Source organism: Nocardioides sp. YIM 152315 (assembly GCF_029210375.1).
Taxonomy (GTDB): Bacteria; Actinomycetota; Actinomycetes; order Propionibacteriales; family Nocardioidaceae; genus Nocardioides.
In genome coordinates, this window is record NZ_JARGER010000043.1 from 38,997 (window position 1) to 63,352 (window position 24,356).

Below are 24,356 nucleotides of genomic sequence, written 5' to 3' on the forward strand. Positions count from 1 at the left end.
GGCGCTTGGTGGGCCCGGCGTACGCAGCTTCCCCACTACGCACGCCGGGCCGTCTGTGGTCAGCCCGTGGGGACGGGCTGAGGTGCGCGGTCCGCGCGGAGGTCCGAGATCTCCTTCTCGAAGTCCTCGGCCGACTCGAACGCGCGGTAGACGCTCGCGAACCGCAGGTAGGCCACCTCGTCGAGCTCGCGCAGCGGCCCGAGGATGGCCAGGCCGACCTCGTGGGCCTCGACCTCGGCGGCCCCGGAGAGCCGGAGCGCGTCCTCGACCGCTTGGCCGAGGCAGGCGAGCTCGTCCTCGGAGACCGGTCGGCCCTTGCAGGCCTTGCGCACGCCGGCGATCGCCTTCTCCCGGTGGAACGGCTCGCTGGCGCCGGACCGCTTGAGCACGGTCAGCTGCATCAGCTCGACGGTCGTGAAGCGGCGCTCGCAGGCGGAGCAGGTGCGCCGCCGGCGGATCGAGCCGCCGTCGTCGGCCACCCGGGAGTCCAGGACCCGGGTGTCGGTGTTGCGGCAGTACGGACAGTGCATCGGGGCCTCCTCCCAGGGGGTGCGGCCGCCCTCCCGGGGTCGCCGACGGCACCCCGATCGAGGGGTGTCAGGCTGTGGAGAGCGGGGCCGACTCTGTGTACAACAAGCAGCTCGCTGTGGGTCATCCACGCTCCGCTGTGGAACTAGATGTGGATAACTACAGCGTTGTAACTACTAGATGTAGTGGTAACCGTACGCCCCGGTGGCAGGCGGCGCAAGTGGCGCGGCGGGGGTTCTTCGGACCGGTCCGCTGCCGCGGCAAAGCCGCAGGTCAGAGCGCCAGAGAGGGGCCGAGATCGCCCTCCGCCCGGCGTGGCGCGGCGGGTTCGGGACCCGACGTTCACCCCATCGGGTGGTTTGACCTTGGATCACTTTCGGGGAGGTGACAGGTGTGGCCACACCCCCGTAGGCCGCAGCACAACTGGACACGAACGAGGTCATCGCCGATGGAGATTCCACCGATCGCCGTACTGCATGAGAGCCGTTCTGACGCCACCGCCCGCCTGTTCGCCGACCGCCGGGAGAACCCCGCCGACCGCGAGCGGATCGAGGAGGAGCTCGTCCGCATCAACATGCGGGTCGCGGCCGACGCCACGCGCCGCTTCCGCAACCGCGGGATCGCCACCGACGACCTGGAGCAGGTCGCGTACGTCGGGCTGGTCAAGGCCGTCAAGGGCTTCGACCCCGACCGCGGGCACGACTTCCTCAGCTTCGCCATCCCGACCATCCGCGGGGAGGTACGCCGACACTTCCGCGACCTGGGCTGGACCGTGCGCCCGCCACGCTCCATCCAGGAGACCCAGACCAAGATCCTCGGCTGCGAGGGCGAGCTGACCCAGCAGCTCGGCCGCGCTCCGCGCCCCTCCGAGATCGCCGCCCACCTCGGGCTCGACCTCGACCTGGTCATCGAGGCGCTCGGCGCCAGCGGCTGCTTCGCGCCGGTGTCCCTGGACGCGACCCTCGGCGAGGACGACGACGCCCTCACCCAACGCCTCGGTCATGACGACGGCGGCTTCGACGTCGCCGAGGCGCGCGCCGTGCTCGCCCCTCTGCTCGCGCAGCTCACGCCCCGCGAGCGGAAGATCGTCGAGATGCGGTTCGGCCGCGGCTGCACCCAGGCCGAGATCGGCAAGGAGATCGGCGTGACGCAGATGCAGGTCTCCCGGCTGCTCGCCCGCCTGATGACGCGGATGCGCCACGAGCTCAGCGTGCCGCGCGCCGCCTGAGGATCGCTGGAGGATCGCCTGAGGATCGCCGGGCGTCCGCTGGCGCGATCGGCCACAATGGCGGCGTGACGGGTGCGACGGGTGGGAAGCGGGCAGGCTCGCGCCGCGGACCCCGGCGCAAGCGGACCTTCCGGCCGGTCCTGCTGCTGCTCGCGCTCGGGATCACCGCCTGCGTGGTGGCCTGGGGCTACCTCGTGTACGCCGCGATCGACTTCGGCTCGACCGCTCGGGGCGGGGACCGACGCGCGTGGTGGTTCCTGGCGATCGCGTCGGTCGGCGCGGTCGCGTGCCTCTTCTTCGGGCTGATGCTGGTCGCCCGGCTGTCCCGGCGGCTCGGGATCACCGGGCCACCGGCACCGCGGCGGTCATCGGACTCCCCCGCCACCGACTCCTCCGACGACGAGCCGCCGCGGCCGATCGGCGGACGTCGGGCGGCGCGGTAGCCATCCGACGTGGAACGAGCGCCGTTCCCGTGCCGGCGCCGGTGCCCCGAAATGACCTCGAGGGGCGGAGCCTCTCGGCTCCGCCCCTCGCTTCCCCGGTCTCGCCGGCCGGGGTCGAAGCGGCCGGCGAAGAGTGTGACCCGGTGGTCCGTGGGGGTCCGTGAGATCTGTGGGATCTGTGGGCGTGAGGTCGGTCGGCCCTCAGCTCACGGGAACCAGCAGACGCTGACCGGCGACGAGCATCCCGGAGTCGAGCGCGTTGAGCTTCTCGATCCGCTCGATCATCGAGCGGACGTCGCCGTTGCCGGCGGCCGTGGAGGCGATCTCCCACAGGGTGTCGCCCGGGCCGACCTGGACCACGGCGGTGGGCTCGGGGGTGCCCGAGTCGCGGGTCGCGACCGAGCCGGCGGCGACGATCACGCCCACGGCGAGCACCGCGAGCAGCGCGAGGAGGACCACCACCACGCGGCCGCGCCGGGTCAGGCGGACTGTGCTGCGCCGCCGCTGCGCCGACCGCCCGTAGGCGGCGGGGTGGGTCAGCATCTGGTCGATCGTCATGGTGCTCATCTGTGACCTCCTGGGGAAGTGGTCCCGGCTCGGGACCTCGGGTCGTGTCCGTCGAGAGCAGTTCTAGTGGTGGCCACCGACAGTCCTGTGGGACCGGTGCGGACCACCGACTCGATCAGCCGTTCGATCGAACATGTGTACGACCGTAGAGCATGTGTTCGAACGACACAAGCATCTCGCCGAACATTTGTTCGACGGGCACGACGCTCGCAGCGCCGACACGCCGTTCGAACAGATGTTTGAACCCGACGGCGGCGCGGACTACCGTGAGTCCATGGCAAAGAAGATGACGGTGCGCGAGCTGCCCGACGGCCCCGCCGACGCGACCGGGCTCACCCCGCGGCAGCAGCGCGTCCTCGCCACGATCAAGGACTCGATCGAGAAGCGGGGCTACCCGCCGAGCATGCGCGAGATCGGCGAGGCGGTCGGGCTGACCAGCTCCTCGAGCGTCGCCCACCAGCTCAAGGTGCTCGAAGAGAAGGGCTTCCTCAAGCGCGACCCCCATCGTCCGCGCGCCCTCGAGGTCTTCCTGCCCGAGGTGATGGCGGCCCGCCGCTCCCTCGGAGCCGCCGAGGAGTCGGCGTACGACGAGACCGGCGTCGGCGACAGCATGCCCGCGGCGTCGTACGTGCCGCTGGTCGGCCGGATCGCGGCCGGGGGGCCGATCCTCGCCGAGGAGCGCTACGACGACGTCTTCCCCCTCCCCCGGCAGCTGGTCGGCGACGGCGAGCTCTTCCTGCTCGAGGTCTCCGGCGACTCGATGGTCGATGCCGCCATCTGCCACGGCGACTACGTGGTCATCAAGAAGGAGCAGACCGCCGACAACGGCGAGATCGTCGCGGCGCTCATCGACGGCGAGGCCACCGTCAAGACGCTGCAGCGCAAGGACGGAAATGTGTGGCTGCTGCCGCACAATCCCAATTACGATCCGATCGACGGCACGAACGCCACCATCCTGGGCAAGGTGACCGCCGTGCTGCGACGGGTCTGATCGGCAGATTTCCCACACCATCGGGGAATCACCCGACCGGACCCCGAGTTCGTGTCGGGTGAAGACCCGATGGGCACGGGGAGGAAAGATGGAGGACGCTGGTGCTGTGACGACAGCGCCCGCGATGGCACGCACGCGGACCCTCCCGGTCTGGGTTCGCGGCATCCTCGAGCTGCTCCTGATCCTGGCGCTCTGGGTCCTCTACAGCCTGGCCCGGCTGCTGGCCGACACGTCGATGCAGCCGGCCATCGACCGCGCCAACGACCTGCTGCACATCGAGCAGCTGATCGGCATCGAGTGGGAGCTGCCGCTCAACGAGCTCTTCAGCGACCACCGGACGATCGGGCTGGTGGGGAGCTACTGGTACGCCACGCTCCACTACGTCGTGACCGCCGCCGTCCTGATCTGGCTCTGGCGACTGGGCGCCGACCGCTACGGACCCGCGCGCCGCGCCCTGGTCATCGCGACGCTGCTCGGGCTGCTCACCTACCTGTTCATGCCGACGGCGCCGCCCCGCTTCATCAGCGGGTACGTCGACGTGCTCAGCCTGCACGCCGCCGACGGTTGGTGGGGCGCAGACGCCTCGGCCCCGCGCGGCGTCGGAGGACTCACCAACGAGCTCGCGGCATTCCCGTCGCTGCACGCCGGCTGGGCGCTGTGGGTGGCGCTGGTGCTGCACGTGTACGCGACGCGCAAGTGGATCCGCGTGCTCGGCTGGGTCTACGCGATCGGCACCAGCGTCGTCATCGTCGGCACCGGCAACCACTGGGTCATCGATGCCGTCGTCGGCTGGCTGGTGGTCCTCATCGCCTGGGTGACGGCGAATGCGCTCGGGCGGGTGTCACTGCGACTACCCCGGCGTGCGACCGGCGAGCGAGCCGAGCGCGAGGAGCCGGCCGGAGCCTGATCCGGCGCTCGCGCGACGCGCGGCGGTTCGTCAAAAGTTGGGGCGGTCGTGAACAGTAGTCCCATGCGCTCCCATCTCGGTCGACGACTCCTGCCGGTGACCGGCCTGCTGACCGCCGCGCTGACGCTGGGGTCACTCGCCGCTCCGGCCGGTGCGGCCATCGGGAACCCGGATCCCACCGCGCCGTCAGCGGGAGCTCCGGCGGAGTCCACCGACGCCGCCACGGCGGCGCTCGACCAGGTGCAGGAGCTGCTCGAGCCGGGGGCACCCGGCACCGCTCGCCGCACGCGGGCCGAGACGAGGGCCGGCACGAAGGCCGATGCGAGCGGCCGCGACCTGACGATGGCGCTGCGGGAGTTGCGGCTGCGGATGGACGACCTGTCCGCCGTCGACCGGGCGGCCGCGCGCCGGGCGACCAGGCGTCCGCAGGCCGACGTCTTCCGCGACTTCGGCTCGGTGCGGGTGCACTGGATGTCCCATGACACCGACGTCACCGACAAGTGGGTCGCCCGGGTCGGCAGGGTCGTCAACCACGTCTTCTCGACGTACTCCGGCGCCGGCTTCCGCGCGCCCAAGCCCGACGGCGCCGGTGTCGCAGTCGGCGGGGGCACCAACCTCTTCGACATCTACCTCGTCGACTTCGGGGCCGAGCAGCAGTTCGGCCTCTACGGCTACTGCGACACCGACGTCGACCCGGCGCCCGCGGGCCCGTACGACGCCTCGGCGTTCTGCGCCTTCGACCACACCTTCGCCGACTTCCCGCGCACGCGGATCGCGAACCTCAAGGTCACCGCGGCGCACGAGCTCTTCCACGCCGTGCAGTTCGCCTACGACTACAACGAGGACGCCTGGTTCATGGAGGCGACGGCCGTCTGGGCCGAGGACGAGGTCTACGACCGGATCAACGACAACCTGCAGTACCTGGCGGAGAGCCCGCTGCGCCAGCCGCGGCAGCCGCTCGACCAGTTCGGCGACGGGCTGCGGCAGTACGGCGAGTGGATCTTCTTCCGCTACCTCAGCGAGCGATTCCCGAAGGCGCGGGGCGGGATGCCGACGATCGTCCGGAAGATGTGGGAGCGGGTCGACGGGTCCAGCGGCGGTCCCGACGACTACTCCATCGAGGCGGTCGAGCACGAGCTCGAGCGACGGGGCACCGACCTGCGCCGCGCGTTCGCCAGGTTCGCCGACGCGAACCGGCGGCCGCACCGCACGTACGAGGAGGGCTCGTCGTACCGCCGCGCTCCCGCCCGCGGTCACACGTTCACCCGCAAGGACCACGACACCGGGTGGCGGCACACCCGCGTCGACCACCTCGCCAGCACCACCTTCGCGGTGCGGCCGACCGCCGGGCTGAAGCAGCGGCACCTGCGCGTCGACGTGGACCTGCCCGCCAAGCGGCGCGGCTCGGCCGCGGTCCTCACGTGGTACAACCATCAGGGCCGCGCCCACCGGACGATGGTGCGCCTCGCCAAGGACGGCACCGGCACGGCGACCGTGCGCTTCGGCGCCAGGCGGGTCAGCCGCGTCGACATGACGCTGTCGAACGCCAGCACCCGCTTCCGGTGCTGGCGCGGCCAGATCGACGGCATCGAGTACTCCTGCCGCGGCGTCCCGCGCGACGACCGGAAGAAGATGCAGTACCGCATCCGCGCGGTGCGGTGACCTTCCTGGTGGTCGTGTCGGCAGGGCGGCGGTGAGCGCGCAACCTTCTCGGCGACCGACTCGGTTGCCTGCTCACCGCCGCACGGGACTACGCGTGGGCCAGGCGGGTCAGCGCCTGACGGACCACCGCGGGGTCGGTGGTGGTCCACATCGGCGGCAGGCTGGCCTTGAGGAAGGCGCCGTACCTCGCCGTCGCCAGGCGTGGGTCGAGCACGGCGACGATGCCGCGGTCGGTGTGGGTCCGCACGAGCCGGCCGGCGCCCTGGGCCAGCAGCAGCGCCGCGTGGGTCGCCGCGACCTGCATGAAGCCGTTGCCGCCGGCCTGGTCGGCGGCCTTCTGCCGCGCGCTCAGGAGCGGGTCGTCGGGGCGTGGGAACGGGATCCGGTCGATGAGCACCAGCTGGCAGGTGTCACCGGGAACGTCGAGGCCCTGCCAGAGACTGAGCGTGCCGAAGAGGCAGGTGTGCGGGTCGCCCACGAACTGCGCCGCGAGCTCGGGCAGCTGCGCGTCGCCCTGGGCGAGCGTCGTGAGGTGCGGCAGCCGCTCCCGGACCGCCTCGGCCGCGGCCTCGGCGGCACGCCGGCTCGAGAACAGCCCCAGGGTGCGGCCCTCGGCCGCGTCCACCAGCTCGACGATCTCGTCGAGCAGCGCACCGCTCAGCCCGTCGCGGCCGGGCGGTGGGAGGTGGCGGGCGACGTAGAGGATCGCCTGCTTGCCGTAGTCGAAGGGACTGCCGACGTCGAGGCCACGCCACGGCATCGCGTCGCCGGTGGTCGCCGGGGCCGCGGCGCCCTCGGCCACCCGCTCGCTCGGCTTGAGACCGACGCTGGTGGCGACCGAGGAGAAGTCGCCGCCCAGCATCAGCGTCGCCGACGTGAAGACCACGGTCTTCTCCGACAGCAGCTTCTCCCGCATCGGTCCCCAGACCTGGAGCGGCGCGACGCACAGCCGCGGCGGCAGCCGCTCGGTCCCCTCGGTCAGCCAGAGCACGTCGGAGTCGAGGTCGGCGGCCATCCGCTCGGCCGTCGCGAAGACCTCCTGCACGGCGCCCTTGGCCTGCTGGCGTCCGGCGTCTGCGTCCTCGCCCTTGTCGTTGCCCTTGGGGTACGCCGAGACGCACGTCCGCGCGGCGTCGCGCACCAGCACGAGGGCGTCGCCGAGGTCGGCGGGGATCACGTCGAAGCGACCGGTCCTCGCCTCGGACATCGCGGCTCGGAGCGCGTCGGCGGCGTCCGCGAGGTCGTCGGCCTCGCTCCCGTCGACGTGGCGCTGGCTGCGCCGGGCCGCGCGCTCGACCTCGGCGGCCCACAGCTCGTCCGTGGCCGCCTGGGTCACCCGCGTGGTGAGCTCGTGGGCCTCGTCGATCACGACGACGTCGTACTCCGGGATCATCGGCACGCCCTCGATCGCGTCGATCGCGAGCAGCGAGTGGTTGGTGACGATCAGGTGGGAGCGCTGCGCCTGCTCCTTGGCGCGCTCGGCGAAGCACTCCTGTCCGAAGGGGCACTTCGTCGCGCCCAGGCACTCGCGGTGGTTGACGCTCACCTGGCGCCACTCGCGGTCGGTGTGCCGCGGGGCGTTGTCACGCTCGCCGCTGCCGCCCTGCTCGGCCTCGTCCTCGGCCCAGGTGCGCAGCTCGAGCACCTTCTTGCCGAGCGAGCCCTCCGGGAGCACGACGTCGAGCGCGCCCTGGTCGTCGGGCACTCCCTCGCGGATGCGGTGCAGGCATGCGTAGTTGGAGCGGCCCTTGAGCACGGCGTACGACGTGTCGGCGCCATGCCAGGAATCCGACTGAGCCTTCACCGCCTCGACGAGCCGCGGCAGGTCGCGCTCGACCAGCTGGTGCTGCAGCGCGAGCGTCGCGGTCGCCACCACCACCCGGTCGCCGTGGAGCAGGCTCGGCACCAGGTAGGCCAGCGACTTGCCGGTGCCGGTGCCGGCCTGGACGAGCAGGTGCTGCTCGGTCTCCATCGCCTCCGTCACCGCCTCGGCCATCCGCACCTGGCCCGCGCGCTCGTGACCGCCGAGCGCCGCCACCGCGGTGCTCAGCAGCTCGCTCACGTTCGGGGCCTCGGGCACCCGAGAACCCTAGCCGCGGGCACCCCCGGCCCGGCCGCGCCATCCCCAGGCGGGCGACGTGGTCGTGCCCGTGACCACGTCGCCCGACCACCGTCCGGCTACTCCTTCGTGGCGAACGCCGCGTCGAAGGCGGCCTCCGGTGCGTCGAACGCCAGTCGGCGGACGAACTCCAGGGCCTCGGGGGCGCCGACGAGTCGGTCCATGCCGGCGTCCTCCCACTCGACCGAGATCGGGCCGTCGTAGCCGATGGTGTTGAGCATCCGGAAGCACTGCTCCCACGGGACGTCCCCGTGGCCGGTCGAGACGAAGTCCCAGCCGCGGCGCGGGTCGGCCCACGGCAGGTGCGACCCGAGGCGGCCGTTGCGGCCGTTGCCGACCTGGCGCTTCGCGTCCTTGCAGTCGACGTGGTAGATCCGGTCCTTGAAGTCCCACAGGAAGCCGACCGGGTCGAGGTCCTGCCAGACGAAGTGGGACGGGTCCCAGTTGAGGCCGAACGCCTCGCGGTGGCCGATCGCCTCCATGGTCGCCACCGTCGTCCAGTAGTCGTAGGCGATCTCGGAGGGGTGCACCTCGTGGGCGAAGCGGACGCCGCACTCGTCGAAGACGTCGAGGATCGGGTGCCACCGGTCGGCGAAGTCGCGGTAGCCCGCGGCCACCATCTCCTCCGACGCGGGCGGGAACATCGCGACGTACTTCCAGATCGAGGACCCGGTGAAGCCCACGACCGTGCGCACGCCGAGCTTCTGAGCGAGCCGCGCGGTCAGCTTCATCTCCTCGGCGGCGCGCTGGCGCACGCCCTCCGGGTCGCCGTCGCCCCACACGTTCGCCGGCAGGATCGCCTGGTGGCGGGCGTCGATCGGGTCGTCGCAGACGGCCTGGCCCTTGAGGTGGTTGGAGATCGCGAAGAGCTTCAGACCGTACTTCTCCAGCAGGTCGAGCTTGCCCTGCACGTAGCCGTCGTCGTCGGCCCGCCATGGGTCGAGATGGTCGCCCCAGCAGGCGATCTCGAGCCCGTCGTACCCCCACTCCGAGGCGAGCCGGGCGACCTCCTCGAACGGCAGGTCCGCCCACTGCCCGGTGAACAGCGTGATCGGTCGTGGCATGTCAGCCTCCTTCCAGGCTCTGCCAGCTCCGGGTGTCGGAACTGGTCTCGACGGCGGCCAGCACTCGCTGGACCTGCAGGCCGTCGGCGAACGTCGGGGACGGGTCGGTGCCGTCGGCGATCGCCTGCACGAGGTCGACGACCTGGTGGGTGAAGCCGTGCTCGTAGCCGAGCCCGTGCCCGGGCGGCCACCACGCGGCGACGTACGGGTGTCCGGCCTCGGTCGCGAGGATCCGGCGGAAGCCGGCGGTCTCGGCGGGCTCGGACGCGTCGAAGAACTCCAGGACGTTCATGTCCTCGAAGTCGAACGCCAGGCTGCCGGCCGATCCGTTGACCTCGATGCGGATCGCGTTCTTGCGGCCGTTGGCGAATCGGGTGGCCTCGAAGACCCCCATCGCTCCGCCCGCGAACGACGTGAGGAACGACGCCGCGTCGTCCACCGTCACGGGCCCACGCTCCGCGGAGGCGGTGCCGGAGAGCCCGGAGTGGGACTCGGCGTACGGCCGCTCCCTGACGAAGGTCTCGAGGCGTCCGGTGAGCTCGACGATGCGGTCGCCGGTGATGTACTGCGTGAGGTCGACGATGTGGGCACCGATGTCGCCGAGCGCTCCGGATCCGGCCTTCGACTTGTCGAGTCGCCACGACAGCGGCGCCTCGGGGTCGGAGATCCAGTCCTGGAGGTACTGCGCGCGCACGTGCCGGAGCTCGCCGAGCCGCCCCTCGGAGACGAGCCGGCGGGCCAGCCCGATCGCGGGGACGCGGCGGTAGGTGAAGCCGACCATCGCGAGCACGCCGTCGGCGCGGGCCTTCTCGGCCGCGGCGGTCATCGCCTCGGCCTCCTCGACGGTGTTGGCCAGCGGCTTCTCGCAGAGCACGTGCTTGCCGGCCTCGAGCGCGGCGATCGCGATCTCGGCGTGGGTGTCGCCGGGCGTGCAGATGTCGACGACGTCGACGTCGTCGCGGGCGACCACCTCCCGCCAGTCCGCGGAGCTTTCGGCCCAACCCAGACGCTCGGCGGCCTCGGCGGCGCGCCCGGCGTCGTGGCCGACGAGGACGGCCATCTCGGGGCGGAGCGGGAGCGGGAAGAAGTGGGGCGCCGTGCGCCAGGCCTGCGAGTGGGCGTTGCCCATGAACGCGTGGCCGATCATCGCGACGCGCAGGGGCAAGCGCTGTTCAGTCATGCAGATCTCCCGTGTGGAGGTGCGTGCCCGCCCCCGGGACGGAGCTCCCGGCTGGAAGGGCCGGGGGCGGGCACGTGTCGGTCAGGACTCGAACGCGGTGTCGATGTACTGGTCGACGTTGTCCTCGGTGACCACCGGCGCGTACAGCTGGACCTTGCGCGGCACCTCGACCTCGACCATGTCGCTCATCGACTTGCCCTGGACCAGCAGGCGGGCGAGCCGGATGCCGTCGGCCGCCTGGGTCGACGGGTAGATGACCGTCGCCTTGAGGACGCTGTCGCCCGACTGGATCTCGCGCATCGCGTTGGCCGAGCCCGCGCCACCGATCATCGTGAACTCGTCGCGACCCGCGTTGTCGATCGCCGCCATGACGCCGACGCCCTGGTCGTCGTCGTGGTTCCAGAGGAAGTCGATCTTCGGAGCGGCCTGCAGCAGGTTGCTCGCGGCCTCCTCACCGGACTCGACCGTGAACTCGGCCGCCACCCGGTTGTCGACGTTCTGGTCGCACTCGGCGAGCGCGTCCTTGAAGCCGCGACTGCGGTCCTGGGTCAGCGGCAGCGAGTCGATGCCCGCGATCTCGGCGACGACGGCGTCCTGGTTGCCGTCGAGGTGGTCGCAGACGTACTGGCCGGCCGACACGCCCATGCCGTAGTTGTCACCGAGGACGGTGACGCGCGAGGCGTTCGGGTCGTCGAACTCGCGGTCGACGTTGACGACGGGGATGCCGGCCGCCATCGCCTCGAGCGCGATCGGGGTCATCGCGGCGCCGTCGAACGGCAGCAGCACGATGGCGTCGACCTTGTCGTTGATGAAGGTCTCGACCTGGCTGACCTGGAGGTTGACGTCGTTGGTGCCCTCGGCGACGCGGAGCTCGATGTCGTCGTACTTCTCGGCCTCCTTCTTCGCCGACTCGGTGATCGAGCCCATCCAGCCGTGGTCGGCGGCGGGTGCGGAGAAGCCGATGACGACGGTGTCACCGGTCTCGTCGTTGGAGCCCGCCGCCGCGGCCGACGTGCCGCCATCGGCGGTGTCGCTGTCGTCGCCGCCCTCGTCGTTGCTGGTGCAGGCAGCGAGCGAGAGGACCGCGAGGCCGGCGACCAGGGACGTGGCGAGGCGCTTCCTGGACTTCAGTGAGGTGGACCGCAGGGACATGGTGGTGCTCCTTGGTGTGATGCGGAGTGGTGCGAGGTGCTGGGCGGTGGTGGGAGGGTGCTGCTAGGTGGTGCTGCTCCGAGACGCCAGCCGCTGCTGCAGGAGCACGGCGACGACGATGACGGCTCCCTTGAGGAGCTCCTGCTCCGAGATGGAGCGGTTGTTGAGGATGAAGATGTTGTTGAGCGTCATGAAGATGAGGACACCGATGACGGTGCCGACGATGGTGCCGCGACCGCCGGTGAGCAGCGTGCCGCCGATGACGACGGCGGCGATCGCGTCGAGCTCGAGGAGCGTGCCGTGGGTCGCGCTGCCGGTGGTGGTCCGGGCGATCAGCATCAGGGCGGCGATGCCGCTGCAGACGCCGACGAGCACGTAGAGGTAGACCGTGTGCCGCTTGACCGGGATGCCGGCCAGGCGGGCGGCCTCGGGGTTGCCGCCCACGGCGACCGTACGCCGACCGAACGTCGTGCGGTTGAGCAGGATCCAGCCGGCGACCGCGACCAGGAAGAAGACCCAGATGTAGACCTCGATGCCGAGGATCTCCGTGGTGGCGAAGTCGGCGAAGGCACCGTCCCGCACGATCTGCGTCTTGCGGTTGCTGATGATCTGCGCGAGCCCGCGCGCGCTGGCGAGCATCGCGAGCGTCATGACGAACGGCACGATCCGTCCGTAGGAGATCAGCAGGCCGTTGACGAGCCCGCAGCCCGCGCCGACGGCGAGGGCCGCGAACACCATGACGATCCAGTGCGTGTCCTCGGCCATGTTCTGCGTGGCCAGCGTCGTGCACCACACCGACGACAGCGCGACGATGGCGCCGACGGAGAGGTCGATGCCCCCACCGATGATCACGAACGTCATGCCGATGCTGACGACGCCGACCGTCGTTGCCGAGCCGAGGATCGTCAGCGCGTTGGCGGAGGTGGCGAACCGGTCACCGGCCGTGACCACCCCGACGAGGCACACCAGCAGCAGCGCGATGACGAGGCCGAGGTTGCGCCCCACGCTGGAGCGCAGCAGCGCGAGGGCCTTGTTGGGTTCCCGAGCGGTCTCGAGCGCCGCGCGCTCGACCCGGACGCTGTCCTCGCTCATGCGCGTACTCGCTTCGCTCCGTGCGCGCATGAGGCACAAGAGGCGCTGCATTGAATGATGAGCTCGCTCCGCTCACTCATGCTGAGACTGCCTTTCCTTCCATGACCAGATCGAGGACCCTCGCCTCGTCGATGTCGGTGGCCGCGGACTCGTGCACGACCTCGCCCTCGCGGACGACGAGGACGCGGTCCGCGAGGCCGAGCACCTCCTCGATCTCGCTCGACACGACGACGACGGCGACGCCGCGGTCGGCCAGCGACCGGATCAGCTGGTAGATCTCGGACCGGGCACCCACGTCGACGCCACGGGTGGGCTCGTCGAGCAGCAGCACCCGGCAGTCGCGCAGCAACCACCGGGCGAGCACGACCTTCTGCTGGTTGCCGCCCGACAGGGTGCGCACGGCCCGGGTGACGCCGTCGGGGCGTACGTCGAGGCTGGCGGTGAGCTCGGCCGCTCGCCGGCGCTCCTCGCCGCGGTCGAGGAAGCCCAAGCGCGCGAACCGCGCCATCGACGACATCGTGATGTTGCGGAAGACCGCCTCGTCGAGCAGCAGCCCCTGGCTCTTGCGCTCCTCCGGGGCGAGCCCGACGCCGGCCCGCACGGACGCGGGGACCGAGCCCCGCCGCAGCGGCCTCCCGTCGACGGCGACGGTGCCGGTCGAGGCCCGGCGCGCGCCGTACAGCGTCTCGAGGATCTCCGACCGTCCGGCGCCGACGAGGCCGGCGAGCCCGACGATCTCGCCGGCGTGCACGGTGAGGTCGACGCCCGTGAACACGCCGGCGAGGCTGAGGTCCCGCACCTCCAGCAACGGCTCGCCGCGGTCGCGGGGAGTCTCGGAGCGGGGCGGGAAGACGTACTCGATCGACCGGCCGGTCATCAGCCGGATCAGCTCGGCGGTCGTGGTGTCGGCGACCGCCAGGCCCGTGGCGACCGTGCTGCCGTCCTTGAGCACCGTGATCCGGTCGCCGATCCGTCGGATCTCCTCGAGGCGGTGGGAGATGTAGACGACCGCCACCCCCTCGGCGGTGAGGTCGCGGATCACGCGGAAGAGGTTGTCGACCTCGTGCTGGTCCAGCACCGCGGACGGCTCGTCGAGGACCAGCAGGCGGGTGTCGTGCGAGAGCGCCCGCGCCATGCTGACGATCTGCTGGTTGGCGGGCGACAGGTCGCCGACCAGCCGGGACGTCGGGATCTCGGAGTGGCCGAGCCGGGCGAGCAGGGCGCGGGCCATCTCCTGGGCGCGGCCCCGCTGGGTGAAGCCGCCGCGGGAGACCTCGTGTCCGAGGAAGACGTTCTCGGCCACGTCGAGGTGCGGCACCAGGTCGAGCTCCTGGTAGATCGTCGTGACGCCCTGCTCTATCGCCCGGGCCGGCGTGCCGAACGACGTCTCCCGGCCGTCCCATGCGATCGTGCCGGCGTCGGGCTGGTGGAAGCCCGACAGCACCTTGATCAGCGTCGACTTGCCCGCGCCGTTCTGGCCGAGCAGGCAGTGGACCTCGCCGGGGCGGACGTCGAGGTCTACCCCGTCGAGCGCGCGGACACCAGGGAACTCCTTGACGATCCCCGTCATCTGCAGCAGCGGACGGTCGGTCATGTCGCTCCTCCCGCGAGCGCGGCGCGTCGCGGCGCGGCGACGGTCGTCGGGTCGTCGAAGACGGCGTCGAGGGCGGCGAGGGCGCCACCTCGCCTCGCCGCGGCAAAGCCGAGCGTCGAGAGCTCCACGCGCGCGCCACCGGCCTGCGGCGCCGGTACGCCCGCGAGCAGGTGCTCCTCGATCGCGGGCCGCAGCCGGTCGCCGACCTCGGCGAAGTAGCCGCCGAGCACGATCACGCCCGGGTTGAGCGCGTTGGCGAGGATGGCCGCGCCGACGCCCACCCAGCCGGCGACCCGGTCGAGCGCGGCCAGGGTGCGGGTGTCGCCCAGGTCGGCGCGCCGGTTGACCTCGGCGAGCCGCTCCTCGAGCGGCAGCGCCGGGTCGCGCAGCGGGTCGTCGGGGTCGGCGGCGGCGTCGAGCAGCGCCCGGAGACCGGTGACGGTCTCCCAGCAGCCGATCCGGCCGCAGCCGCAGCGGCGACCGCCCGGCTCGACGATCATGTGGCCGAACTCGCCGGCGTACCCCTGGTGACCGCGCAGCAGTCGGCCGTCCGCGACGATCCCGCCACCGACACCACTCTCGCCGAAGAGGACGAGGACGTCCCGACGGTCGGGGTCTCCCGGGACGGCTTCGGCGAGGGCGGCCAGGTTGCCCTCGTTCTCGATGGCGACCGGGTAGGCCGCCGCGAGCCGGCCGCGCAGCTCGGTGCCCACGGCGACGTCGCGCCAGCGCAGGTTCGGTCCGAGGGTGAGGACCTCGCGCGGCCGGTCCAGCAGGCCGGCGACGCCGACCGTGAGGCCCACGGTCGCGGCGCCGGCGACGGCGACGTCGGCGTCGGTGCGGGCCACCAGCTCCGCCGTACGATCGAGCACCTCGTCGACGGACGAGCGGGACACGTCGAGCGGGACGCGGTGCTCGGCGACCACGGCGCCCGCGAGGTCGAGCGCGATCGTCGCGACGTGGCCGGCGTTGATCTCGGCACCGATCCCGCAGACGGCCGCGCCGTCGAGCTCGACGGTCGTGCCGGGTCGGCCCATGCCGCCGCGGGAGAGCCCGGCCGGGCGCACCAGGCCGAGCTCCACGAGCTCGGCGACCAGCGCGGACGCGGCCGATCGGGTCAGTCCCAGCTCGGCGGCCAGGGTCGCCCGGGAGCGCGGCCCCTGGTCGCGCAGCTGGCGCAGCACGAGGGAGAGCTTGGCGCTGCGCACCCGCGACCTCCCGACCTGTGACTGCCATCACTCGTTTGTTGGCTCGACGCACAAAGTAGGGGTCAGAGCGGGCCGACTGCAAGCCCTTTGGGCGAAAGAACCCACGCCGGTGCGCAGACTTTCGCAAATTGCCTGCGAAAGTTCCCCGGCAGTGATCGCTTCAGGAGGCGTACACGGACGCGCTGATCAGTCGAGCCGCCCCGATGACGCCGCCCTCGTCGCCGAGCTCGCTGAGCACGATCGGGAGGTTGCCGGTGGCGAGCGGGAGCGAGCGGCGGTAGGTGACGCCGCGGATCTCGGCGAGCAGTGCGTGACCGAGCCCGGTGACGCGACCGCCGATCACGATCAGGCCGGGGTTGAAGAACGACACCAGGCCGGCCAGCACCTGCCCGATGTGCCGACCGCTGTCGCGGATCAGCTGCACCGCCTGGGCGTCACCCTGGGCGACGGCCCGCCCGACGTCGGCGGCGGTCAGCTCGCCGCTCTCCTCGAGCAAGGCGGCGAGCGCGGGCGAGCGGCCGCTGCGCGCGGCCGTCGTGGCGTCGCGGGCTAGCGCCGCGCCACCGGAGAAGGCTTCCAGGCAGCCGGTGTTGCCGCAGGCGCAGGTCGGTCCGAAGTCCTCGACCCGGATGTGCCCGATGTCGCCGGCGCACCCGTTGATGCCGCGGTAGAGCTCGCCGTCGATGACGATGCCGCAGCCGATGCCGGTGCCGATCTTCACGTACAGGAAGTCGCGGGCGCCCTTGGCCACCCCGGCGTGCTGCTCGCCGATGGCCAGCACGTTCACGTCGTTGTCGAGCACCACCGGGCAGCCGAGCTCGCGGGAGACCGCGTCGCGCACCGGGTAGCCGTCCCATCCGGGCATGATCGGTGGCGAGACCGAGACCCCCCGGTTGAAGTCGACGGGGCCCGGTACGCCGACGCCCGCGCCGATCGGCTTGTCGACGCCCACCTCGTCGAGCACCTCGCGCACCAGCCGGAGCGCCGCCGCGAGGACGACCTCGGGGCCCTGACGGATGTCGCACGCCTCGTGGCGGGTGGCGAGCACCGCGAGACGGCCGTCGGTGAGGCCGACGGACATGCCGGTGGCGCCGATCGAGATGCCGACGAAGCGGATGTCGGAGGCGAGGTCGACCAGCGTCGAGCGCCGGCCACCGCGCGAGGCCGCGGGGCCCGCCTCCTGGGCCAGCCCGAGCTCGACGAGCCTCCCGACCTCGGCGGCCACGGTGGTCCGGGAGACCTGGAGCCGGTCCGCGAGCTGGGCCTTCGAGAGCGGGCCCTCGTCGCGGAGCTGGGCGAGGATCCGGGCCTGCATCGGGGTCTCGGCCCGGCCCGCAAGGGAATGGCGCACGGGAGGGAGTGTCGCACGCAGCGGGTGGGCCGGCGCCGCGTCAGGCGAGGCCCAGCCCCGCGAGCTCCTCCGCGACGTAGTCGCCGAAGACGTCGTGCGCCGCCGGCGTGAGGTGGAGCCGGTCGGGAAGGTAGGTCAGCTGGAGGCCGGAGGTCTGCACGTACGGCACGTCGTACCGCTCCGCGAGCCGGGCCAGCAGGACGTCGACGTGCGGCACCGCCTGCACCCGCGACGGCGCGCTCGCCGGTCCGACGATCACGACCTGCTGTCCGCTCAGCTCACGCATCAGCGCGCGGAAGCCCGCGCGGACGGCGGCGTCGGACTGGTCGTAGTCGTTGAGCCCGCCCTCGACGACGACGAGATCGGCCCCACCGCGCAATGCGCGGGGGGCGCGCTCGGCGAAGGAGACACCGACGCCGCACGGGCTCGCGTGGGCGCTGAAGCCCGAACCGGAGAAGCCGGCCACGTGCACGGCCCCGGCGAGCCGGGACGGCCACGAGCCTGCCGCGCGGTCGAGACCGAGGCCCGCCGACCAGGAGTCGCCGATGACGACCACGCGCTGCCCGGTCCCGGTGTCCGTCGCGGCCCGGGCGCGGGAGTCGTCGACGAAGCGCTCGCAGCGGGTCGGGTCGCTACCGATGGCGCGAACGCCGACGAGCACGGTCAGCGCGGCCGCGAGCACGACCGCCAACACGGTGCCGACCAGCACCGGTCGGCGCACCGACAGCACCACGCCCGTCCCTCCCCAAGATCACCGGACCAGACCACTGACAAGCCTCGGGGACGGGACGGTGCCGTGGGCGCGGAATGACGGAGAAGCCGCCTCGACGCAACCGAATCGTGACCTTCCGTGTCCTATCCACGCGCGCCCAGGCGGTCGAGGACGCCGGCCGTGAGGTCTCCACCGGAGGCCTCGAGGTCCCAGCCGTCGGCGCTCCGGGCCTGGTTGGTGACCCAGAAGACGAAGCCGTCCCCTCCCGGGTCGCGGGCGATCTCTCCGTAGGACCGGTCGTTGCCGCCGTTGTGCCAGCGGACGGGCGAGTCGCCGAACGCGCCGACCACCCAGCCGTAGGCGTACCAGGTGTCGTCGGGCGCCTCCTGCACCCTGGGCTCGAAGAGCGCGTGCCGCGTGTCGCGGGTCAGGACCCGGTCGCCGAGCAGGGCCCGGTGCCAGCGATAGAGGTCGCGGGCGGTCGACAGCAGCCCGCCGTTGCCCCGCAGGTTCCAGTAGGGCCCGTCGTCGGCCCACCGGTGGTCGAGCGGTGTGCCGCGCGCGCCGCCGTCCGCGTCGTACTCGACCGCCACCTGGTGTCGCGACCAGTCGGGCAGGACGTACCCGGTGCTCGTCATGCCCGCCGGCTCGAACAGGTGCCGGCGGAGGTAGCGCTCGTAGTCCAGGCCCGACACCTCCTCGATGACGACGGCGAGCAGGCTGTAGCCGACGTTCGAGTAGTGGTACTCGGCGCCGGGCGCCGCGAGCAGGTCCGAGCCGAGGGCCCGCTCGAGGAACTCCGCACGGGTCAGCGGCTCGTCGTCCTCGCCGAGCGAGTCCAGGAGACCGGACGTGTGGGTGAGCAGCTGCTCGACGCTGATCGCCTGCTTGTCGGCGGGGACGTCGGCGAGCAGGTCGCCGATCCGGTCCTCCGGGCGGAGCCGGCCGTCCTGCCACAGGGTCAGGACCGCGGCCGCGGTGAACTGCTTGGTCATGGACATGATGTCGTAGACCGTGTCGCAGCCCGCGTCGACGCCGGCGGCCCGGTCGCTCTCGCCCCAGCCGCGGCAGAGCACCAGGTCGTCGCCCCGGGCGGCCACCAGCGTGCCGCTCGATCCGTCCGGGACCCGCTCGGCGACGAACCCGCCGACCGACGCGGGACCGTCGTCGCCACAGCCGGGCAGCGCGAGGACCAGGAGGACGAGTAGTCCCGCCACCAGCGACCTCATCGTGCTCCGCCGGGCTGATGCACCTCCGTCTCGGCGGTCACCACGGACTGGGGCGCCACGACGGCGAGGCCCGCCGACACGGCCGCCAGGCCGAGGCACGCCGCCGCGACCCGCCGGCGGACCGACCGCGGACGGGCCCACCGGGCGGCCAGACCGGCACGGACCAGGCCGGCCGACTCACGGACCGTGCCGTGGTCGGCGCTCAGGTCGAGCGCGAGGTCGAGCAGCAGCTCACGATCGCGCGAGCGCTGCCCCCGGGGATAGGCGAGCAGGGACAGCTCCAGGACCCGCCGCCGGACGCCGGTCATGCCGGCGCCGCCCCGGCCCGGGGCGCCACCGCGCGCACCGTCGCCTGCAGGTGGGCGACCTGCTCGGCCAGCGCCGACTGGCCCGCACCGGTGATCCGGTAGTACCGGCGCCGCCGGCCGTCCACCCGCTCCTCGCCACTGGCCTCGACCAACCCGCTCTCGGCGAGCCGGGTCAGGGCGCCGTACAGGGTCCCGGCGGTGAGGCGGATCCGGCCCTCGGACAGCGTGCCGACCTCGCCGGCGATCGCGTAGCCATGGCGCTCACCGCCGGCCAGGCTCGCCAGGATGAACAGCGTCTGCTCGGTCACCCGGGCCACGATACATCGTCACACGACATATCGAGCTGCGACCTGTCTCAGAGCGCGTACGCCGCCAGCTCGCCGGCCAGGTCGGCGTTGGCGCGACCGACGACGATCGTGCCGTCGCCGGTGTGCTCGAGGGACTCGATCTCGCCGTGCTGGTGCAGCCGGTTGATCAGGTCACCGCGCTCGTAGGGCAGCAGCGCCTTGAACTCCACGCCCGGCCGGGGCAGCTCCCCCTCGATCACCCGCAGCGCCTCCGCGATGCCCTCGCCGGTGCGCGCCGACACGACGACCGAGTGCGGCTCGCGCTGACGCAGCCGGGCGATCACCATCGGGTCGGCCGCGTCGGCCTTGTTGATGACGACCAGCTCGGGCACCTCGACGGCGCCGATCTCTGAGAAGACCTCGCGCACCGCGGCGATCTGGCCCTCCGGGTCCGGGTGCGAGCCGTCGACGACGTGCAGCACCAGGTCGGAGTCGGCGACCTCCTCGAGCGTCGAGCGGAACGCCTCGACCAGCTGGTGCGGCAGGTGCCGCACGAAGCCGACCGTGTCGCTCATCGTGTAGACGCGCCCGTCGGCCGTCGACGTACGACGGGTCGTCGGGTCGAGCGTGGCGAACAGTGCGTCCTCGACGAGCACGCCGGCGTCGGTGAGCCGGTTGAGCAGCGAGGACTTGCCGGCGTTGGTGTAGCCCGCGATCGAGACGCTGGGGATGTGGTGGCGACGGCGCTCCTGACGCTTGGTGTCGCGGGTCCCCTTCATCTCCTTCAGGTCGCGGCGGAGCTTCGCGATCTTGGTGTTGATCCGGCGCCGGTCGGTCTCGATCTTGGTCTCGCCGGGACCGCGGCCGCCGATGCCGGCGCCGCCGGCGACCCGGCCACCGACCTGGCGGGAGAGGTTGCCACCCCAGCCACGCAGGCGCTGCTTCATGTAGTTGAGCTGCGCGAGCTCGACCTGGGCCTGCCCCTCCTTGCTCTTCGCGTGCTGGGCGAAGATGTCGAGGATCAGCGCGGTGCGGTCGACGACCTTGACCTTCAGCCGGTCCTCGAGGTTGCGCAGCTGGCTGGGCGCGAGCTCGCCGTCGCAGATGACGGTGTCGGCACCTGTCGCCTGCACGATCTCGGCGAGGCCCTCCACCTTGCCGCGTCCGATGTAGGTCGCGGGGTCGGGCGACTGCCGGCGCTGGTAGATCGCCTCGAGCACCTCGGAGCCCGCCGTCTCGGCGAGCAGCGCGAGCTCGGCCATCGAGTTCTCGGCGTCCTCGACCGAGCCCTCGGTCCAGACGCCGACGAGGACCACACGCTCCAGGCGGAGCTGGCGGTACTCGACCTCGGTGATGTCCTCGAGCTCGGTGCGCAGGCTCGCGACCCGGCGGAGCTGGTGTCGCTCGGCCAGGTCCATCTCACCGGTGGTGAGGTCCTCGGGATCGGGCTCGGCCTGCCACTCGTCGGAGGGCCCGGACTCGAGTTCCTCGTCCCAGTCCTCGGTCTCCTCGAGCTCGTCCTCGAGGTTGAAGTCAGGTGCGTTCGTCATATGGGGCACAGCGTACGTTTCAGTCATCTGACTCTGCCAACGCTTAACCTTCGTCCCGTGATTCCCGACGTGCCGCCCCGCACCCGGCTGCTCGGCCTCACGGGCGCACCGGGCGTCGGGAAGTCGACGCTGGCAGCCGCGCTGGGGCTGCCGGTCGTGCCGATGGACGGCTTCCACTACGCCGACGTCGAGCTCGTGCGTCGTGGCCTCCGCGACCGCAAGGGCGCCCCGGAGACCTTCGACGCCCCGGGGTACGCCGCGCTGCTGCGGCGGGTCCGGGCCGGCGAGCCCGACGTGGTGGCGCCGATGTTCGAGCGTGACCTGGAGCAGCCCCTCGCCGGCGCGATCCCGGTGCCGGCGACGGGCACCGTCGTCACCGAGGGCAACTACCTGCTGCTCGACGAGCCGCGCTGGCACGGCGTACGCGCCGAGATCGACGTGGTCTGGCACCTGACGCTCGACGACGACGTACGCCGGGAGCGGCTGGTCGCCCGGCACGTGCGGTTCGGCAAGTCGCCCGCCGAGGCGCGCGCGTGGGTCGCCCGGGTCGACGAGGCCAACGCCGCGCTCGTCGAGGCGGCTCGCGACCGGGCCGACGAGGTGGTCGACCTCGGCTCAGGAACGTGAGCCGAGCGCCTCGCTGAAGACCCTCGGCATGTCGGCGGGGTCCTTGGCGATGTAGGCGTCCCCGCCGGTGGCTCGGGCGATCTGGCGCAGGGCCGCGGCGTCGGCGTCGGCGGAGATGCCGATCGCGATGATCCGGACCGGCCGACTCGGGTCGGCGAGGTCGCGGAGCCTGGCCATCAGCTGCGGCAGGCTGATGCTGCCGGGGTCGTCGTTCGCCCCGTCGGTGAAGAGCAGCACGCTGTTGGCGGCCTCCGGGTCGTAGTCGGCGAGCACCGCCTGGTAGGCCGCGAGCGTGGTGTCGTAGAGCCCGGTGCCGCCCCCGGTCAGGCTGCCGAGGCCGACCAGCCCGGCCGCCAGCGCGTCGCGCTGGGTCCCGCCCTGGACGTGCGCGCCCAGCTGCCGGATCGGCAGGAGCTCGCGGTGGTCGCTGGCGCCGGCGAGCCGGTGGGAGAAGGCCCACAGCCCGATGGCGGCGGCGTCGGGGAAGAGGCCGAGCCCCTGCTGGGTCGCGGCCGTCGTCAGCGCCATCCGGGTCTGGCCACCGGCGTCGAAGTCCATCGACCCCGAGACGTCCACGACCGCGAGCGCCCGGGTCGGCAGCACGAGCGTCGCCCACTGCCGAAGCGCGCCGGCGACCTGCGCGGTCGACGCCTGCAGGGCCTCGACCTCGCCCACGCCGTCCTTGCGGGTCGCGCCGTCCGGGCCGCGGAAGCCGGACTCCGCGAGCGCCTCGCCGACCGACTTGGCGCCGAGCAGGCCGGCCAGGGCGCGGGTCGTCTCGTCGATGTCGGCGCGCCGCTCCTCGCCGGTGGTGAGCAGCACCGGGTAGTCGAGCAGCAGTGTGCCCGCCGTCGGCACGCCGGCGGTGAGGGCGGGCGCCGTGGCGAGCCACACCTGCTCGCTCGCGGCGGTGACGCCGGCGCCGTCCTGCTGGAGCTGCTCGAGGCGGCGTACGTCGTCGGGCGCGGCGCCCCGCGCGTCGACCTGCGCCTGGGCGAGCGGCACCACCGTGGCGGCGAGGTCGGTGCCGGCCCGCTTCGCCTCCGCGGCACCCGCGACGAGCGGGACCGCGGCGGCCGCCGACGTCAACGGGTCACCGAGCACGAGGTCGTCGGCGGACAGCGCGTCGGTCCACGAGGCGGGCGGCTCACCGTCGGCCGAGACCAGCACGACCGGTGAGGTCGCGAGCGAGTCGACCAGCGGCTGCGGCGTGGCGGGCGCCGAGACCGCGGCGCGCTCGACCCAGCTCGTCGAGTCGGGGATCCACACGTCGGGAGCGTCCTTGCCGGCCCCGACCCGGGCACTGACCAGGGCGGAGGGGACGGCGTCGACGGCGATCTGGTCGCACTGCGCGCGCTCGACGGCCCGCGCGACGACGGGCGCGATCTCGGGCGCGGCCGCCACGGTGATGCTCGGACCCGGGCAGGCGTCGGAGGCGTCCGACGGCTCACCCCCGAGCAGGGCGTACGTGCCACCCGCGCCGACGGCGACCGCGACGACCACGAGCCCGGCGATGAGCGCCGTGCTCCCCCTGCCGCGGGTGCGGACGGCCCGATGGCGCGCACCGTCACCACCTGAGACGTGCGTGCTCACGTGACCTCTCCTCCCCAGAACCCCGGCGGTTCCTTCCACCCCGGCGGGTGAGTCAAACGTCCGGTCTGTACCAGGGGGTCGCGCCGCCGGGACGAATCGCCAGGATTGGGGGTCAGCGGGGCTCGGCCGCGAATCCACCCGGCGTCAGCCCGGTGACCGCGCGGAAGTCGCGGCCGAAGTGGGCCTGGTCGGCGTACCCCAGGTCGGCGGCGACCCGCGCGAGGTCGGGCCGCCGCACCTCGCGGAGCCGCTCGGCCGCCTCGTGGAGGCGCCGGCGCTGGATCAGCCACTTCGGCGGGAGACCGATCCGCCGGGCCGTCAGGCGCTGGAGGGAGCGCTCGGTGATCGCGAACTTCGCGCAGACCTGGCCCACCCGCCGCACCTCGGGATCGCCCTCGACGTACTCGACGATCGCGTTGACCAGCAGTCCCTCCTCGTCGACGGGGAGCAACCGGCGCAGCGACTCCTCGACCACCATGACGGCCCGCCGGCGCCGGTCGGGGTCGTGGGGGTCGTCGCCGACCGCCGCGCGGATGCGGCGCACCAGCGCCTCGTCGGGCAGCGGCACCGCGGTGTCGGTCAGCCGCTCGACAGGTCCGCCGGCCAGCGCGACACCCGCCGCGGGCTGGAGCATGGTCCCGACCGCCCAGCCGGTGCCGACCAGCTCCTGGGTCGACAGGCCACTGCTCGGGCCGACCAGCAGGGCGTAGTCGTGCGACACGACGAGGAGGCAGACGGGGTACTGCAGCACCCGCTGGACCGACGCCTGGCCCTCGGGCAGCGACCACACGGGCATCCAGTGGCGGCGTACGACGTCGGCGAGCTCGGGCCCCGGCGCGAAGCGGTGGATCGGCGGCGTGTAGCCGCTCGGGTCGAGCAGGTGGGCGCGCTCGGTGGGATCGATCCGGCGGACTCCACGCCCTGGCGAGGTCATGTGTCGGATTCTTTCAAGAGCCGCCGACAT

23 protein-coding genes are annotated in these 24,356 nt (G+C 72.5%); 6 read left to right on the top strand and 17 right to left on the bottom strand.

Going from position 1 to position 24,356, the window contains the following annotated elements:
* Positions 1–59: 59 nt before the first annotated feature.
* A complete protein-coding gene (gene nrdR, locus PZ894_RS19080; protein WP_275747241.1) occupies positions 60–530 on the bottom strand; it encodes a transcriptional regulator NrdR in 471 nt (156 codons plus the stop codon).
* Between the two features lie 446 nt (positions 531–976).
* On the opposite strand from nrdR, the gene PZ894_RS19085 reads away from it, so the two are divergent.
* Together PZ894_RS19085 and PZ894_RS19090 are read left to right on the top strand one after the other, a co-directional pair.
* Positions 977–1,756, top strand: a complete 780-nt coding sequence (locus tag PZ894_RS19085) for a sigma-70 family RNA polymerase sigma factor (RefSeq protein WP_275747242.1) — start codon at positions 977–979, stop codon at positions 1,754–1,756.
* A 65-nt stretch (positions 1,757–1,821) separates the two neighbouring features.
* Positions 1,822–2,199, top strand: a complete 378-nt coding sequence (locus PZ894_RS19090) for a hypothetical protein (protein WP_275747244.1) — start codon at positions 1,822–1,824, stop codon at positions 2,197–2,199.
* A 201-nt stretch (positions 2,200–2,400) separates the two neighbouring features.
* On the opposite strand, the gene PZ894_RS19095 is transcribed toward PZ894_RS19090, so the two are convergent.
* Positions 2,401–2,766, bottom strand: coding sequence for a LysM peptidoglycan-binding domain-containing protein (locus PZ894_RS19095; RefSeq protein ID WP_275747245.1), 366 nt, complete (start codon positions 2,764–2,766; stop codon positions 2,401–2,403).
* Positions 2,767–3,040: 274 nt separating this feature from the next.
* Here PZ894_RS19095 and lexA point away from each other — a divergent pair, with 274 nt between their 5' ends.
* From lexA to PZ894_RS19110, 3 genes are all read left to right on the top strand, one after another.
* Positions 3,041–3,757, top strand: a complete 717-nt coding sequence (gene lexA, locus PZ894_RS19100) for a transcriptional repressor LexA (protein WP_275747247.1) — start codon at positions 3,041–3,043, stop codon at positions 3,755–3,757.
* A gap of 106 nt (positions 3,758–3,863) precedes the next feature.
* A complete protein-coding gene (locus PZ894_RS19105; protein WP_275747249.1) occupies positions 3,864–4,664 on the top strand; it encodes a phosphatase PAP2 family protein in 801 nt (266 codons plus the stop codon).
* Between the two features lie 63 nt (positions 4,665–4,727).
* Complete coding sequence (locus tag PZ894_RS19110) at positions 4,728–6,326, top strand: MXAN_6640 family putative metalloprotease (protein ID WP_275747251.1); 1,599 nt, start codon at positions 4,728–4,730, stop codon at positions 6,324–6,326.
* A gap of 88 nt (positions 6,327–6,414) precedes the next feature.
* On the opposite strand, the gene PZ894_RS19115 is transcribed toward PZ894_RS19110, so the two are convergent.
* The 13 genes from PZ894_RS19115 to hflX form a co-directional block, all read right to left on the bottom strand.
* Complete coding sequence (locus tag PZ894_RS19115; protein ID WP_275747253.1) at positions 6,415–8,406, bottom strand: ATP-dependent DNA helicase; 1,992 nt, start codon at positions 8,404–8,406, stop codon at positions 6,415–6,417.
* A 98-nt stretch (positions 8,407–8,504) separates the two neighbouring features.
* Entirely contained in the window at positions 8,505–9,509 is a 1,005-nt protein-coding gene (locus PZ894_RS19120; RefSeq protein WP_275747255.1) for a sugar phosphate isomerase/epimerase family protein, read from the bottom strand.
* A 1-nt stretch (position 9,510) separates the two neighbouring features.
* Complete coding sequence (locus PZ894_RS19125; RefSeq protein WP_275747257.1) at positions 9,511–10,689, bottom strand: Gfo/Idh/MocA family oxidoreductase; 1,179 nt, start codon at positions 10,687–10,689, stop codon at positions 9,511–9,513.
* 81 nt (positions 10,690–10,770) lie between these two features.
* The gene (locus PZ894_RS19130) at positions 10,771–11,841 is read right to left on the bottom strand and encodes a substrate-binding domain-containing protein (protein ID WP_275747259.1); all 1,071 of its coding nucleotides are present in this window, start codon (positions 11,839–11,841) and stop codon (positions 10,771–10,773) included.
* Between the two features lie 63 nt (positions 11,842–11,904).
* Complete coding sequence (locus tag PZ894_RS19135; RefSeq protein ID WP_275747261.1) at positions 11,905–12,933, bottom strand: ABC transporter permease; 1,029 nt, start codon at positions 12,931–12,933, stop codon at positions 11,905–11,907.
* A 76-nt stretch (positions 12,934–13,009) separates the two neighbouring features.
* Positions 13,010–14,527, bottom strand: coding sequence for a sugar ABC transporter ATP-binding protein (locus tag PZ894_RS19140; RefSeq protein ID WP_275747262.1), 1,518 nt, complete (start codon positions 14,525–14,527; stop codon positions 13,010–13,012).
* On the bottom strand, positions 14,524–15,735 hold the full coding sequence (locus PZ894_RS19145) for an ROK family transcriptional regulator (RefSeq protein WP_275747263.1): 1,212 nt from the start codon (positions 15,733–15,735) through the stop codon (positions 14,524–14,526). Before PZ894_RS19145 ends, PZ894_RS19140 begins: the two co-directional genes overlap by 4 nt.
* A 160-nt stretch (positions 15,736–15,895) precedes the next feature.
* Positions 15,896–17,086, bottom strand: a complete 1,191-nt coding sequence (locus tag PZ894_RS19150) for an ROK family transcriptional regulator (RefSeq protein WP_275747265.1) — start codon at positions 17,084–17,086, stop codon at positions 15,896–15,898.
* Between the two features lie 40 nt (positions 17,087–17,126).
* Complete coding sequence (locus tag PZ894_RS19155) at positions 17,127–17,819, bottom strand: SGNH/GDSL hydrolase family protein (protein ID WP_275747267.1); 693 nt, start codon at positions 17,817–17,819, stop codon at positions 17,127–17,129.
* Positions 17,820–17,941: 122 nt separating this feature from the next.
* Entirely contained in the window at positions 17,942–19,027 is a 1,086-nt protein-coding gene (locus PZ894_RS19160) for a serine hydrolase domain-containing protein (protein ID WP_275747269.1), read from the bottom strand.
* Positions 19,024–19,335 (bottom strand): hypothetical protein, encoded by a 312-nt coding sequence (locus tag PZ894_RS19165; RefSeq protein ID WP_275747271.1) that lies wholly within the window; start codon positions 19,333–19,335, stop codon positions 19,024–19,026. Before PZ894_RS19165 ends, PZ894_RS19160 begins: the two co-directional genes overlap by 4 nt.
* Positions 19,332–19,643 carry a PadR family transcriptional regulator gene (locus PZ894_RS19170; RefSeq protein ID WP_275747273.1) on the bottom strand — a complete coding sequence of 104 codons (312 nt, stop codon included), beginning with the start codon at positions 19,641–19,643 and terminating at the stop codon, positions 19,332–19,334. Before PZ894_RS19170 ends, PZ894_RS19165 begins: the two co-directional genes overlap by 4 nt.
* Before the next feature lie 47 nt (positions 19,644–19,690).
* Entirely contained in the window at positions 19,691–21,172 is a 1,482-nt protein-coding gene (gene hflX, locus PZ894_RS19175; protein ID WP_275747275.1) for a GTPase HflX, read from the bottom strand.
* A 57-nt stretch (positions 21,173–21,229) separates the two neighbouring features.
* On the opposite strand from hflX, the gene PZ894_RS19180 reads away from it, so the two are divergent.
* On the top strand, positions 21,230–21,799 hold the full coding sequence (locus PZ894_RS19180) for a nucleoside/nucleotide kinase family protein (protein ID WP_275747277.1): 570 nt from the start codon (positions 21,230–21,232) through the stop codon (positions 21,797–21,799).
* Here PZ894_RS19180 and PZ894_RS19185 read toward each other — a convergent pair.
* Both PZ894_RS19185 and PZ894_RS19190 read right to left on the bottom strand, forming a co-directional pair.
* Positions 21,788–23,392 (bottom strand): substrate-binding domain-containing protein, encoded by a 1,605-nt coding sequence (locus PZ894_RS19185; RefSeq protein ID WP_275747279.1) that lies wholly within the window; start codon positions 23,390–23,392, stop codon positions 21,788–21,790. The genes PZ894_RS19180 and PZ894_RS19185 overlap by 12 nt on opposite strands.
* A 112-nt stretch (positions 23,393–23,504) precedes the next feature.
* Positions 23,505–24,326 carry a helix-turn-helix domain-containing protein gene (locus PZ894_RS19190; RefSeq protein WP_275747281.1) on the bottom strand — a complete coding sequence of 274 codons (822 nt, stop codon included), beginning with the start codon at positions 24,324–24,326 and terminating at the stop codon, positions 23,505–23,507.
* Positions 24,327–24,356: the final 30 nt, after the last annotated feature.

Coding starts and splice junctions, on each gene's coding strand:
- nrdR (WP_275747241.1), bottom strand. CDS start 530: ATGCACTGTCCGTACTGCCGCAACACCGACACCCGGGTCCTGGACTCC.
- PZ894_RS19165 (WP_275747271.1), bottom strand. CDS start 19,335: ATGACCGGCGTCCGGCGGCGGGTCCTGGAGCTGTCCCTGCTCGCCTAT.
- lexA (WP_275747247.1), top strand. CDS start 3,041: ATGGCAAAGAAGATGACGGTGCGCGAGCTGCCCGACGGCCCCGCCGAC.
- PZ894_RS19140 (WP_275747262.1), bottom strand. CDS start 14,527: ATGACCGACCGTCCGCTGCTGCAGATGACGGGGATCGTCAAGGAGTTC.
- PZ894_RS19160 (WP_275747269.1), bottom strand. CDS start 19,027: ATGAGGTCGCTGGTGGCGGGACTACTCGTCCTCCTGGTCCTCGCGCTG.
- PZ894_RS19135 (WP_275747261.1), bottom strand. CDS start 12,933: ATGAGCGAGGACAGCGTCCGGGTCGAGCGCGCGGCGCTCGAGACCGCT.
- PZ894_RS19190 (WP_275747281.1), bottom strand. CDS start 24,326: ATGACCTCGCCAGGGCGTGGAGTCCGCCGGATCGATCCCACCGAGCGC.
- PZ894_RS19120 (WP_275747255.1), bottom strand. CDS start 9,509: ATGCCACGACCGATCACGCTGTTCACCGGGCAGTGGGCGGACCTGCCG.
- PZ894_RS19095 (WP_275747245.1), bottom strand. CDS start 2,766: ATGAGCACCATGACGATCGACCAGATGCTGACCCACCCCGCCGCCTAC.
- hflX (WP_275747275.1), bottom strand. CDS start 21,172: ATGACGAACGCACCTGACTTCAACCTCGAGGACGAGCTCGAGGAGACC.
- PZ894_RS19125 (WP_275747257.1), bottom strand. CDS start 10,689: ATGACTGAACAGCGCTTGCCCCTGCGCGTCGCGATGATCGGCCACGCG.
- PZ894_RS19085 (WP_275747242.1), top strand. CDS start 977: ATGGAGATTCCACCGATCGCCGTACTGCATGAGAGCCGTTCTGACGCC.
- PZ894_RS19130 (WP_275747259.1), bottom strand. CDS start 11,841: ATGTCCCTGCGGTCCACCTCACTGAAGTCCAGGAAGCGCCTCGCCACG.
- PZ894_RS19110 (WP_275747251.1), top strand. CDS start 4,728: ATGCGCTCCCATCTCGGTCGACGACTCCTGCCGGTGACCGGCCTGCTG.